This is a genomic window from Acidovorax sp. FG48 (assembly GCF_057809085.1).
This window is the reverse complement of record NZ_JBMDJH010000020.1, coordinates 75,996-89,762: the sequence shown is the minus strand read 5'-3', so window position 1 is coordinate 89,762 and position 13,767 is coordinate 75,996. Positions and strand designations below refer to the sequence as shown.

8 protein-coding genes and 1 tRNA gene are annotated in these 13,767 nt (G+C 63.8%); 2 read left to right on the top strand and 7 right to left on the bottom strand.

All coding sequences use genetic code 11. The features are described from left to right. Positions 1 to 136: 136 nt before the first annotated feature. The 7 genes from lon to ACODSU_RS21300 form a co-directional block, all read right to left on the bottom strand. Positions 137 to 2,578 (bottom strand): endopeptidase La, encoded by a 2,442-nt coding sequence (lon, locus tag ACODSU_RS21330; RefSeq protein WP_015014883.1) that lies wholly within the window; start codon positions 2,576 to 2,578, stop codon positions 137 to 139. 200 nt (positions 2,579 to 2,778) lie between these two features. Beyond that, entirely contained in the window at positions 2,779 to 4,044 is a 1,266-nt protein-coding gene (gene clpX / locus ACODSU_RS21325) for an ATP-dependent Clp protease ATP-binding subunit ClpX (protein ID WP_488844604.1), read from the bottom strand. Between the two features lie 102 nt (positions 4,045 to 4,146). Next, positions 4,147 to 4,755 (bottom strand): ATP-dependent Clp endopeptidase proteolytic subunit ClpP, encoded by a 609-nt coding sequence (gene clpP / locus ACODSU_RS21320; RefSeq protein WP_015014885.1) that lies wholly within the window; start codon positions 4,753 to 4,755, stop codon positions 4,147 to 4,149. A 134-nt stretch (positions 4,756 to 4,889) separates the two neighbouring features. Continuing rightward, positions 4,890 to 6,203 (bottom strand): trigger factor, encoded by a 1,314-nt coding sequence (tig, locus tag ACODSU_RS21315; RefSeq protein ID WP_015014886.1) that lies wholly within the window; start codon positions 6,201 to 6,203, stop codon positions 4,890 to 4,892. 75 nt (positions 6,204 to 6,278) lie between these two features. Further along, positions 6,279 to 6,365: transfer RNA gene (locus ACODSU_RS21310), tRNA-Leu, on the bottom strand. A 90-nt stretch (positions 6,366 to 6,455) separates the two neighbouring features. Continuing rightward, on the bottom strand, positions 6,456 to 9,638 hold the full coding sequence (locus ACODSU_RS21305; RefSeq protein WP_291446182.1) for an efflux RND transporter permease subunit: 3,183 nt from the start codon (positions 9,636 to 9,638) through the stop codon (positions 6,456 to 6,458). 8 nt (positions 9,639 to 9,646) lie between these two features. Beyond that, positions 9,647 to 10,870 (bottom strand): efflux RND transporter periplasmic adaptor subunit, encoded by a 1,224-nt coding sequence (locus ACODSU_RS21300; protein ID WP_288851132.1) that lies wholly within the window; start codon positions 10,868 to 10,870, stop codon positions 9,647 to 9,649. A 243-nt stretch (positions 10,871 to 11,113) separates the two neighbouring features. Here ACODSU_RS21300 and hpnC point away from each other — a divergent pair, with 243 nt between their 5' ends. After that, complete coding sequence (hpnC, locus tag ACODSU_RS21295) at positions 11,114 to 12,022, top strand: squalene synthase HpnC (protein ID WP_488844601.1); 909 nt, start codon at positions 11,114 to 11,116, stop codon at positions 12,020 to 12,022. A gap of 302 nt (positions 12,023 to 12,324) precedes the next feature. Next, complete coding sequence (locus tag ACODSU_RS21290) at positions 12,325 to 13,734, top strand: L-serine ammonia-lyase (protein ID WP_488844599.1); 1,410 nt, start codon at positions 12,325 to 12,327, stop codon at positions 13,732 to 13,734. Positions 13,735 to 13,767: the final 33 nt, after the last annotated feature.

Here is a 13,767-nt window from a genome sequence, read left to right as displayed (position 1 = left end):
CTCGACCTCAACCTTGGCAAGGTTGCGCTCTACCAACTGAGCTATTCCCGCATTTATCGAAGCCTTACATTGTACAACGTTTGCTGCGATGGGATGAATTGTAGCGCATTTTTTGGGGCTCCCAAAAAAATTTGCATCAATGTTTCAATCCATCGACGGCGGCAGACGACGCTGCGGCTTTATCCGTCGACACAGCTACCGCTGCAGCAGCCACGGCTACCTCTTCATCCGTCAGCGGCACAGGCTTGCTCTCCAGCGCCACCTCCAGTACCTTGTCGATCCAGCGCACAGGCACGATCTCCAGGCCGCTCTTCACGTTGTCCGGAATCTCTGCAAGGTCCTTCACGTTCTCTTCAGGAATCAGCACCGTCTTGATGCCACCGCGCAAAGCGGCCAGCAACTTTTCCTTGAGGCCGCCGATGGCCGTCACCTCGCCCCGCAGCGTGATCTCGCCGGTCATCGCCACATCGCCGCGCACAGGAATGCCGGTGAGGGCCGAGACAAAGGCCGTGGTCATTGCGGCCCCGGCGCTGGGGCCATCCTTGGGTGTGGCGCCATCGGGCACATGGATATGGATGTCGCGCTTCTCGAACGTTTCGTCCTTGATGCCCAGCATGCGTGCGCGGCTGCGCACCACCGTACGGGCTGCTTCCACGGATTCCTTCATCACGTCGCCCAGCGAACCCGTGCGCGTGATCACTCCCTTGCCAGGCATGATGGCTGCCTCAATGGTCAGCAGATCGCCCCCCACCTCCGTCCAGGCCAAGCCCACCACCTGCCCCACTTGGTTTTGCAGTTCGGCACGGCCGTAGGTGTACTTGCGTACGCCCAAAAAGTCCGGCAGGTTGTCGGCGGTGACGACGACCTGAGGCTCCAGCTTCTTGAGCTGCAAGCCCTTGACCACCTTGCGGCAAATTTTGGACAGCTCGCGCTCCAGCGAGCGCACGCCCGCTTCACGGGTGTAGTAACGCACCATGTCACGCACCGCAGGCTCGGTGATGAGCAGTTCTTCGTCCTTCACGCCATTGTTCTTGAGCTGCTTGGGCAGCAGGTACTTCATGGCGATGCTGGTCTTCTCGTCTTCGGTGTAGCCCGACAGGCGAATCACTTCCATCCGGTCTAGCAGCGCTGGCGGAATGTTCATCGAGTTCGACGTGGCGACGAACATCACGTCGGACAGATCGAAGTCCACCTCGACATAGTGGTCGCCGAATGTGTGGTTCTGCTCGGGGTCAAGCACTTCCAGCAGCGCGCTGGACGGGTCGCCCCGGAAATCCGTACCCAGTTTGTCGATCTCGTCGAGCAGGAACAACGGGTTGCGCGTACCGACTTTCGAAAGGCTCTGCAGCACCTTGCCCGGCAGTGCGCCAATGTAGGTGCGGCGGTGCCCGCGGATCTCGGCTTCATCGCGCATGCCGCCCAGGGCCATGCGCACGTACTTGCGTCCGGTGGCTTTGGCAATGGACTGTCCCAGCGAGGTCTTGCCCACGCCAGGAGGTCCCACCAGGCACAGGATAGGCGCTTTCACCTTGTCCACGCGCTGCTGTACAGCGAGGTATTCCAGGATGCGATCCTTGACCTTGTCGAGGCCGTAGTGGTCTTCGTTGAGGACGCCCTCGGCATTCACCAGGTCGTGCTTGATCTTGGTCTTCTTGCTCCAGGGCAGCGCGGTGAGCACGTCGATGTAGTTGCGCACCACCGTCGCTTCGGCCGACATGGGCGACATCAGCTTGAGTTTTTTGAGCTCAGCTTCTGCCTTCTTGCGCGCCTCGGCTGGCATCTTGGCGAGCTTGATCTTTTTCTCGATCTCCTCGATGTCGGCACCTTCGTCGCCCTCGCCTAGTTCCTTCTGGATGGCCTTGACCTGCTCGTTCAGATAGAAATCGCGCTGGTTCTTCTCCATCTGGCGCTTGACGCGGCCACGGATCTTCTTGTCGACGTTGAGGATGTCCACCTCGCGGTCGAGCTGCTCGAACAGGTTTTCGAGGCGCACCTTCACATCCGACAGGTCCAGCACCACCTGCTTGTTCTCAAGCTTAAGGGGCAGGTGCGCAGCGATGGTGTCCGCAAGACGGCCGGGATCGTCAATGCTGGAAATGGAAGTCAAAATCTCCGGCGGAATCTTCTTGTTGAGTTTGACGTACTGGTCAAACTGCTGCATCACGGCGCGCCGCAGGGCCTCAATTTCGCTGGGCTTGTTGGCGTCCGGCGTGGCCTCCACCGGCGTCACGGTGGCCATGAAGTGCGACTCCGCATCTTCAATCGACGTCACCAGAGCGCGCTGCTGGCCTTCCACCAGCACCTTCACGGTGCCGTCGGGCAGCTTGAGCATCTGCAGGATGGTGGAGACACAGCCCACATCGAACATGTCCGCCACCGAAGGCTCATCCTTGGCTGCGGCCTTTTGGGCCACCAGCATGATGCGGCGGTCGGCCTCCATGGCCATCTCAAGAGCCTTGATGCTCTTGGGGCGGCCCACGAAAAGCGGGATCACCATGTGGGGGAACACCACCACGTCACGCAGAGGCAACAGCGGCAGGTCAAGGGGGGTAGCTGGCAGGGGGGTATGTCCGGACATGGAAATCCTCAAAGTGCTCTGTGGAAGTGGGTCCACATGTGGGGATTTTCAACCCTCGCGCGCAGCCGTGCTGGCACAAGGGTTGATGGTTCGAAGGGCGGCCACAGGGCGCCCGCTCCGGTCATCTCAGACCGCGTGAAGAAATCCGTCTGATCCATGGAGGCACCAGCGGACTCTTGCACGCCTCTTCTCAGGCCTTTTCAGGCCTTCTTGGCTGCTTCGCGGTAGACGAGCAGCGGTGGCTTGTTTTCTTCGATGGTGGACTCGTCCACCACCACCTTTTCGACGTTGCTGGTATTGGGCAGGTCGAACATGGTGCCAATCAGCGCTTGCTCCAGGATGGAGCGAAGACCCCGCGCGCCCGTCTTGCGGGCCAACGCCTTGCGTGCGATGGCTTTCAGGGCAGCAGGGCGAATTTCTAGGTCTACACCTTCCATTGCCAAAAGCTTGCTGTACTGCTTGACGAGCGCGTTCTTGGGCTCTGTCAGGATCTGCACGAGCGCATCTTCGCTCAGCTCGGCTAGCGCCGTCACCACAGGCATCCGTCCCACCAGTTCAGGGATGAGACCAAACTTGATCAGGTCTTCTGGCTCGATCTCGGTGAACAACTCGGTGAGGGAGCGCTGCTTCTTGCTCTTGACCGAAGCGCCGAACCCGATGCCTGAGGCCTCGGTACGGTTCTCGATGACTTTTTCCAGCCCGGCGAAGGCACCACCGCAGATAAACAGGATGTTGGTCGTGTCGATCTGCAGGAAGTCCTGGTTCGGATGCTTGCGCCCCCCTTGTGGCGGCACGCTGGCCATGGTGCCTTCGATGAGCTTGAGCAAGGCCTGCTGCACGCCCTCGCCCGACACGTCGCGCGTGATGCTGGGGTTGTCGGACTTGCGCGAGATCTTGTCGATTTCGTCGATATAGACGATGCCACGCTGGGCGCGCTCGACTTCGTAGTTGCAGCTCTGCAGCAGCTTCTGGACGATGTTCTCCACGTCCTCGCCCACATAGCCCGCCTCGGTCAGTGTGGTGGCATCGGCCATCACAAAGGGCACATCCAGCATGCGTGCCAGGGTTTGCGCCAACAGCGTCTTGCCGGAGCCGGTGGGGCCGATCAGCAGGATGTTGCTCTTGGACAGCTCCACATCGTCCTTGTGGGCCTTGTCCTTGTGGCGCAGGCGCTTGTAGTGGTTGTACACCGCCACGGCCAGTGTGCGCTTGGCAACATCCTGACCAATCACGTAGTTGTCCAGGTTGGCCTTGATCTCGACCGGCGTGGGCAGGTCGCTGCGGCCTTCGCGGGCCAGATCACCAGCCGGCAGTTCGTCGCGGATGATCTCGTTGCACAGGTCAATGCACTCGTCGCAGATAAAGACCGACGGACCGGCGATCAGCTTCTTCACTTCATGCTGGCTTTTGCCGCAGAAAGAGCAGTAAAGGGTTTTTTCGCTGGAAGAGCCTTTTTTCTCGGCCATGGGGGCAATGCCTTGCTTGTTTCGGAAAGTTGTCGGGATGATAACCAAATAAAAAACGGCGTCTTCCCCTCGGGAAAACGCCGCTTCGCCGCCCTCGGGCGATCAGGCGCGCTGGCTGATCACCTGATCGACCAGACCATAGTCCTTGGCCTCGTCGGCCGAGAGGAAATAGTCACGTTCGGTGTCGCGCTGGATCTTCTCCAACGGCTGGCCAGTGCGCTCGGCGAGGATCTTGTTGAGCTGCTCGCGGGTCTTGAGGATTTCGCGGGCGTGGATCTCGATCTCGGTCGCCTGGCCTTGCATGCCGCCCAATGGCTGGTGGATCATGACCTTGGAGTTGGGCAGCGCAAAACGCTTGCCCTTGGCGCCTGCCGCCAGCAGGAACGCGCCCATGCTGGCCGCCATGCCCGTGCACAGGGTCGAGACATCGGGCTTGATGAAGTTCATGGTGTCAAAGATCGCCATGCCGGCACTCACAGAACCACCGGGCGAGTTGATGTAGAACGAGATATCCTTATCAGGGTTTTCGCTCTCCAGGAACAGCAGCTGTGCCACCACCAGGTTGGCCGTCTGGTCATTGACCGGGCCCACCAGAAAAATCACGCGCTCCTTGAGCAGGCGCGAATAGATGTCATAGGACCGTTCGCCACGGCCCGACTGCTCGATGACCATGGGGACCATGCCCAGGCCTTGTGTTTCCAATGCGCTCATGTATTTCTCCAGTCAAGCAGGTACTGTACCCAGAAATGAATTGGGGCTTGTGCACGAAAGCACAAGCCCCTGGTGTGTCTTGACAACCAAAGTCGGGCAGTTGCACGAAGCAGGCCACCCGGCCCGAGGGCCTATCAGCCCTGCTGCGCCATCAAGTCATCGAAGGAAATAGCCTTCTCGACCACCTTGGCCTTGGACAGCACGAACTCGGTCACGTTGTTTTCGATGACAACGGCTTCGACTTCGGCCAGACGCTGGCGGTCGCCGAAGTACCAGCGCACCACGTCTTCGGGCTTCTCGTAGCTGGCAGCCAGCTCGTCGATATGGGCCTTGAGCTGCTCGGGCTTGGCCTGCAGTTCATTGGCGCGCACCAGCTCGGCCAGCACCAGACCCAGGCGCACACGGCGCTCAGCCTGAGGACGGAACACGTCTTCAGGGATTTCTGCCTTATCGGCATCCTTGACGCCGCGTTGCTTGAGTTCAGCGCGTGCGCCTTCCATCAGGCGGGCGATTTCGGCCTGGATGCTTGCGTTAGGCAGGTCCAGCTCGGCCTTGGACACCAGGGCGTCCATCACGGCAGCCTTGTTGCGGGCCAGCAGGCGGAACTTGACTTCGCGCTCCAGGTTCTTCTTGATGTCAGCGCGCAGGCCTTCCACGGAACCGTCGGCGATGCCGAGCGACTTGGCCAGGGCGTCGTTCACTTCGGGCAGATGGGCTGCTTCGATCTTCTTGATGGTCACCAGGAAGTCGGCGGTCTTGCCAGCAACGTCCTTGCCGTGGTACTCGGCGGGGAAAGCCAATGGGAACGTCTTGCTCTCGCCAGACTTCATGCCGCGCACGGCGTCTTCAAACTCCTTGAGCATCTGGCCTTCGCCGACCAGGAACTGGAAGTCTTCGGCCTTGCCGCCGTCAAAGGGTTCGCCGTCGATCTTGCCTTCGAAGTCCACGGTCACGCGGTCACCGTCTTGCGCAGCGGCGTCCAGGGCGCGCTGGGCAAAGCTGCGGCGCTGCTTGCGCAGGATGTCGAGGGTCTTGTCGATGGCGCTGTCGGTCACTTCGGAGGACAGCTTTTCGACTTCGGCGTCCGACAGGTCGGCGATCTTGACTTCGGGGAACACTTCAAAGACGGCGTCAAACGTGACTTGGCCCTCGGGAGCGCCTTCCTTTTCGGTGATGCGGGGCTGACCGGCCACGCGCAGGTTGGCTTCGTTCGCAGCCACGGCAAAAGCCTCACCCACCTTGTCGTTCAGCACTTCGTACTGCACCGAGTAGCCATAACGCTGGGCAACCACGTTCATGGGCACCTTGCCGGGACGGAAACCGTCCATCTTGACCGTACGGGCCAGGCGCTTGAGGCGCGTGTCCACTTCGGACTGGATCAGGGTGACGGGCACGCTCAGCGTGATCTTGCGCTCGAGCTTCTCTAGGGTTTCAACAGTAACGGCCATGGCTATTCCTCTTATGAATGTGGATCGTGCTGGCTGCAGCGCAGCAGCGCCGTGTTCCGCAAAGTCTCACATGGGTGGTGCGCGGGGGGGGACTCGAACCCCCACACCATTGCTGGCGTCAGGACCTAAACCTGGTGCGTCTACCAATTTCGCCACCCGCGCGGTTCTACAAACAAACAGGCGGCAAGCTGAGCTGCCGCCTGTGTGAAATCGGTCAACCTTCTATTTTACCTGATGCGGACGCCCTGCCGTTCAAGCAGCCCCAGGAACCTCTGGCGCAGGCCGCTTGACACGGAACCAGGCCGCGTACATCGCAGGCAGTGCCAGCAGCGTGAGCACCGTGGCCACGACCAGCCCGCCCATGATGGCCACAGCCATCGGGCCCCAGAACACGCTGCGCGACAGCGGGATCATGGCCAGCACAGCGGCGGCGGCCGTGAGCACGATGGGGCGCAAGCGGCGCACGGCCGATTCCACAATCGCATCCCATGCGGGCACACCCCGAGCGCGGTCCTGCTCGATCTGGTCGATCAGGATCACCGAATTGCGCTGGATCATGCCCATGAGCGCGATCACGCCCAGCAGCGCCACAAAGCCGAACGGCCGGTTGAGCAGCAGCAGCGCCGCCGCCACACCCGCCATGCCCAGCGGCCCGGTGAGGAACACCAGCATGGCACGGCTGAAGCTGTGCAGTTGCAGCATCAGCAGCGTGAAGGTGATGAACAGCATGATGGGAAGGCCCGCCGCGATGGACGCCGAGCCCTTGGAGCTTTCCTCCACGGCGCCCGCCACCTCGATGCGGTAACCCGTCTGGCCCGCCGACCGCCACTTGGCCTCGATCTCCTTGAGGGACGGCAGCAGCGCCGCCGTCACCGTCGCGCCCTGCAGGCCCTCGGTCACGTCGCCCTGCACGGTGATGGCGTAGTCGCGGTTCTCGCGCCACATCACGCCGGGCTCCCAGGTGAAAACGGGCTTGGCGATCTGCGTGAGCGGGATCGACTTGCCCGACGCCGTGGGCAGGTAGGCGTTGGCAATGTCGGTGATGGCATTGCGCTCATCCAGCGGCTGGCGCAGCAGGATGTCGATGAGCTTATCGCCCTCGCGGTACTGGCCCACCTGGGTACCCGACAGAATGGTCTTGGACGCCTGGGCGATGGACTGGCTGGTCACACCCAGAGCGCGTGCCTTGGCCTGGTCCACTTCCAGGCGCAGCACCTTCACAGACTCGTTCCAGTTGTCGTTCACGCCGCGCATGTTGGGGTTCTGGCGCAACTGGGCCTTGACCTCGTCGGCACGCTCACGCAGCACCAGCGGGTCGGGGCCTACCACGCGGAACTGCACGGGGTACGGCACCGGTGGCCCGTTGGGCAGCAGCTTGACGCGGCCGCGCACTTCCGGGAATTCCTCAGCCAGCAGCGCGGGCAGCTTCACCCGCAGCGATTCGCGCACCTTCAGGTCCTGCGGCACCACGATGAACTGCGAGACGTTGCTCTGCGGGAACACCTGGTCCAGCGGCAGATAAAAACGCGGCACGCCCGAGCCCACCCAGGTGCTCACCGTGTTCACGCCCGGCTCGGCGAGGAGACGCTGCTCCACGCGCTTGGTGACGGCCTCGTTGCCCGCAAACGACGTGCCTTCCGGGAACCAGATGTCCACCAGAATCTCGGGCCGGCTGGAATCCGGAAAGAACTGCTGCTGCACCTTGCCCATGCCCACGATGCCCAGGGCAAAAGTGAGGATGGTCGCACCGATGGTGATCCAGCGGTGCTGCACGCACCAGTCCACCAGACGGCGGAAGCTGCGATAGAACGGACTGTCAAACACCTCATGCGGGTCGTCGGTGATGCCCTTGTTGGCCTGGGCGGCCAGCACATGGGGAGGCACCTTGAGCAGCAGCGTGCCCAGGTAAGGCACAAAGTAGACCGACACGAACCAGCTGAGCACCAGCGCAATCACCGTCACGGCAAAGATGGCAAAGGTGTATTCGCCCGTGGTGGACTTGGCCAGTCCGATGGGCAAGAAGCCCGCCGCCGTGATCAAGGTGCCCGTGAGCATGGGCATGGCCGTGATCTCGTAGGCGAAGGTGGCGGCGCGCACCTTGTCATAGCCCTCTTCGAGCTTCAGCACCATCATCTCAACCGCAATGATGGCGTCGTCCACCAGCAGGCCCAGCGCGATGATGAGCGAGCCGAGCGAAATTTTGTGCAGCCCGATGCCCCAGTACCACATGGCCAGGAACGTGACAGCCAGCACCAGCGGGATCGTGATGCCCACCACAAGCCCCGGGCGGGGGTCGATGTACCAGCGCTTCCACAGCGGGTTGTTGCCAGGGCGTTTGTGAAATCCCAGGCTGATGAAGCTCACCGCCAGCACGATGACCACAGCCTCGATCAGCACCTTGACAAATTCATTCACCGAGGTGGACACCGCCTTGGGCTGGTCCTGCACATTGACCAGCTTCACACCGGCCGGCAGCGTGGCGCCGATGCGGTCGGTGGCCGTGTGCAGGGCCTTACCCAGCGCAATGATGTCGCCGCCCTTGGCCATGGAGACGCCCAGCGCGATCACCTCGCGGCCCTGGTGGCGCACCTTCACGCCCGGTGGGTCCACATAGCCGCGCTGCACTTCAGCGATGTCGCCCAGCCGCAGTTGCGCGCCCGAGGGGCCACGGATCGGCATCGCGCGCAGGTCCTCGATGGCGTTGAACTGGCCCTGCACGCGCACCTGCACCTGGTCTTGGGGCGTCTGAATGGTGCCCGCGCTCTCCACTGCGTTCTGCTGGCCCAGCTGAGCGAGCACCTGATTCATGTCCAGGCCCAGTTGCGACAAGCGCTTTTGCGAGATCTCGATGAAGAGCTTTTCGTCCTGCACGCCAAACAGCTCGACCTTCGCCACATCGGGCACGCGCAGCAGCTGCTGGCGCGCGTCATCGGCAAACTGCTTGAGCTCGGCGTAGCTGAAGCCCTCGGATTCCAGCGCGTAGATCACGCCGTACACATCCCCAAAGTCGTCATTGAAGAACGGACCCTGGATGCCCTGCGGCAAGGTGTAGCGCATGTCGCCCACCTTCTTGCGCACGCTGTACCAGACGTTGGCCACGTCGCCGGGCTTGGAGGAGTCCTTGATCTGGAAAATGATCTGCGACTCGCCGGGCTTGGAGTAGCTGCGGATCTTGTCGGCGTACGGCACTTCCTGCAGCGTGCGCTCGATCTTGTCGGTGACCTGCTCGGCCACCTGCTGGGCCGTGGCACCGGGCCAGTAGGTGCGCACCACCATGGCACGGAAGGTGAACGGCGGGTCCTCGTCCTGCCCCAGCTGGAAGTAGGCCGCAAAGCCCAGCAGCATCAGCACCACCATGAGGTAGCGGGTGAGCGCGGGATGGTCGAGCGCCCATTTGGAGAGGTTGAACCCCTCTTTGGGTTGGATTTGCGTCATGGCGGGCCTCAGTTGGCGGCAGAGGCCGTGGCGGTGGCGGGTGCAGCAGCGGTTGCAGGAGCCGATGGCACCGCCGGAATTGCTACAGATTCAGGAGCTGTCTGTGCTTTATTCACTGGCGCCTGGGCCACTTTTGGCTGGTATACCGTCACTTTTTGGCCGGGAGACAGCACATGCACGCCGGTAGCCACCACCTGCATGCCGGGGGTCAGGCCCCCTGCCACCACGGCATCGTTGCCGTCGGCCGTGGCGATCTGCACCACCTGCGACTTGACGGTGCTGGTCGCGGGGTCGTACACCCACACGGCGGTGGACTGGCCCTCCTGCCGCAGCGCGCTGGTGGGCAGCTTGATGGCGGCAATGCCGGCATGGCTCAGTGCCTTGGGCGTGGCGTACACGGTGGCGCCCAGCGCTGGGGCGTCCGCAGCGTCAATGGCCACCTTGACCTGGAAGGTACGGGTCGCAGCGTCGGCGCTGGCAGCCACTTCGCGCACGCGGCCCGTCAGGGTCGCGCCGCCAGACCAGCCGCGCACAGCCACCTCGGAGCCCGTCGTGATCTGCGCCACCTTGTCCTCGGGCACAGCAAACACCACGTCGCGCGGGCCGTCCTGCGCAATGCGCACCACCGGCGCACCGGCCGACACCACCTGGCCCGGCTCGGCATCGATGCCCGTCACCACGCCCGACACGTCGGCCACCAGCGTGGTGTAGGCCGCCTGGTTGCCCTGCGACGACAGCTGCGCGCGCGCCTGGTCCAGCGTGGCCTGGGCCGCCTTGAGCGTGGCCTCACGGCGTTCCAGCTCGGCACCGCTGATGAAGTTCTGGTCCTTGAGCGCCTGGTAACGCTTGAGGTCCGCCGCCGCCAGATCACGCTGCGTGGTAGCCGATGCGAGTTGCGCACGCGCCGCATCAGCCGCCAGCTGGTAGTCCTTGGGATCCAGTTGCGCCAGCACCTGCCCGGCCTTCACGCGCTGGCCCAGCTCGGCCTGGCGCTGCACGATCTTGCCCGCCACGCGAAAGCCCAGGCGCGACTCCACCCGCGCGCGCACCTCGCCCGAATACTCCAGGCTGGACTGCAGCGCGCCCACGCCCACCGTCATCAGCTTGACGGAGCGCACGGGCTCCTCAGGCGGTGCGGGACGCGAACAGGCGGCCAGCACGGTAGCGGTGGCCAGCACCAGCAAAAGCCTGGAATGCCGTGAAGAGGGCCGCAGGGCGGAGGATGTGCGCATGGGAAATCCGGTGAAAAAAGAAGGGGCCACAAGGATCAGCAAGCAAAACGCAGGCCGGAGCGCCCGCGCAGCGACAGTAAACCAGGCACCCGCCCACCACCGACCCGCAGCCATGCAGGGCGCTTGTGAACAGGTGCAGGGGCCAGCCGCCTTGTCCCCCACTGAATTGGTTTTTATGATTACTGACTGACCGGTTAGTAATCTATGAGAAGCCCTTGAGCTTGTCAAGCGACAATCCGGGGTGTGAACGACCGTCCCAGCCCCTCTCCCCACCCCGGCGCAGCCTCCGCGCCACAGCCCACTGCGACTGATGCGGTGGCGCCCCCCGTGACCCATTACGAAAACTTCCCGGTCGCATCCCTGCTGTGCCCGCCCCGCCTGCGTCAGCCGATAGCCGCCATCTACGGCTTCGCGCGCACGGCGGATGACATGGCCGACGAAGGCGATGCCCTGCCCGCCGCCCGGCTGGCAGACCTGGCCGCTTACCTGGCCGATCTGCGCGCAATTGCTCAGGGCCAGGCGCCCTCGCCCCGCTGGGCCAGCGTGTTTTTGCCGCTGCAAAGTGTTTTGCGCAGCCACCAGTTACCTGTGCCGCTGCTGGAAGACCTGCTGAGCGCCTTTGCTCAGGACGTGGAAAAAACCCGCGACGGCGAGGGCTACGCCGACCGCGACGAGCTGCTGGACTACTGCCGCCGCTCTGCCAACCCCGTGGGCCGGCTGCTGCTGCACCTGTATGGCGTACACGACGCCGAGGCGCTGCGCCAGAGCGACGCCATCTGCACTGCGCTGCAGCTCATCAACTTCTGGCAGGACCTGTCCGTGGACATTCCCCGGGGGCGCCACTATCTGCCGCGCGCCGACTGCGCGACCTATGGCGCCTGCCAGGCCGAGCTGCTGGCGCTGCAAAGCACCCGCGAGAACGCCCGCCTGATTGCCGACTGCGCCCACTGGGCCCGCACCATGATGCAGAGCGGCGCCCCCCTGGTGCATCGCCTACCCGGCCGCGCTGGCTGGGAGCTGCGGCTGGTGGTGCAAGGCGGCCTGCGCATCCTCGACAAGGTCGATGCCCTCAAAGGGGGCAGCCTGCACACCCGGCCCAAGCTCCGTGGGTGGGACTGGTGCGTGATGCTGGGCCGCGCGCTGGTGATGTAAGAAAGATTCATGGGCCGCAAGGCGGGCTCACACACTCGCCCGCCAGAGCGCCATGCAGTGCCAAAATGGCCTATAGCGCTTGATTTATGTGCACCACCAGCTATGTAATTCATAGCAATCTGCAGAGATTTTCCACGCCCTCGGCCTGGCCGGGGCAGGGATAGCGAGCATGCCCCGGCCACCGCACCCGGTTAGCCTCGCGGCCACCGTGGCAGGGCGGCGGCCAGCGCACCACCCTGCCGGCCCGTGCCCGCGCGCCACAAGCACTGCGGCACTTCTTTTTAGCCAGGGTCACCCCCACCATGTCCGTCAGCGTTTTCGACCTCTTCAAGATCGGCATCGGGCCGTCCAGCTCCCACACCGTGGGGCCCATGATTGCGGCGAGGCAGTTTGCCTGCCATGTGCGCGACACCGTCGGCTTGGCGGCCGTGCACCAGGTCACGGTGGAGCTGTTCGGCTCCCTCTCGGCCACCGGCGTGGGCCACGGCACCGACCGGGCCGTGCTGCTCGGCTTGGCCGGGCATGAGCCAGACCATATCGACCCCGACCAGATCGCCCCCGCCATCGCACAGATCCGCCAGAGCGGCACGCTCGCGTTGCTGGGCGAGCATGTGGTGCCGTTTGTCGAAAAGGACCACCTGCTGTTTCGCCGCAAAAGCCTGCCGCTGCACCCCAACGGCATGGCGTTCCATGCACTGGATGCGCAGGGCAACGACATCGCCATGCGCGAGTACTACTCGGTGGGCGGCGGCTTTGTGGTCGATGCGGCCGGCCAGCGCGTGCTCAACACGCCCGCCAGCGCCGGCGCCGATATAGCAGGCCATGGCCAGGGCCTGCCACACCCGTTCCGCACCGGGGCCGAGCTGCTGGCGCAGTGCCGCACTACGGGCCTGAGCATGGCCCAGCTCATGGCCGCCAACGAACAGCACTGGCACAGCCCGGCCGAGGTAAGGCGCCAGCTGCTGGCCATCTGGCAGACCATGGCGGGCGCCGTGCAGCGCGGCTGCGCCAGCACTGGCACCCTGCCCGGCCCCATGCATGTGCGCCGGCGTGCGGCCGAGCTGCACAAGAACCTGAGCCGCTCGCCCGAGGCCGCGCTGCGCGACCCGCTGTCCATGCTGGACTGGGTGAACCTGTACGCCATGGCAGTGAACGAAGAAAACGCCGCAGGCGGCCGCGTGGTGACGGCCCCCACCAATGGTGCAGCAGGCGTGATACCGGCCGTGCTGCACTACTACGTCAACTTTCTGCAGGGCCCCATCCCGGCCAACGATGACGGCATTGCCACCTTTTTGCTCACCGCAGGCGCCATCGGCATCATCTACAAGGAGAACGCGTCACTCTCCGGCGCCGAGGTGGGTTGCCAGGGCGAAGTGGGCGTGGCCTGCTCCATGGCCGCCGGCGCACTGGCCGCCGTGATGGGCGGCACGCCCGAGCAGGTGGAGAACGCCGCCGAGATCGGCATGGAGCACAACCTGGGCATGACCTGCGACCCCGTGGGCGGGCTGGTGCAGATCCCCTGTATCGAGCGCAACGCCATGGGCGCGATCAAGGCCATCAACGCCGCCCGCATGGCGCTGCGTGGCGACGGGCAGCACGTGGTCTCGCTCGACAAGGTCATCAAGACCATGATGCAGACCGGCGCAGACATGAAGGTGAAATACAAGGAGACATCGCGCGGCGGGCTGGCGGTGAATGTGGTCGAATGCTGAACCCAGCCGCCCAACGGCCTCTATTGCATCCCC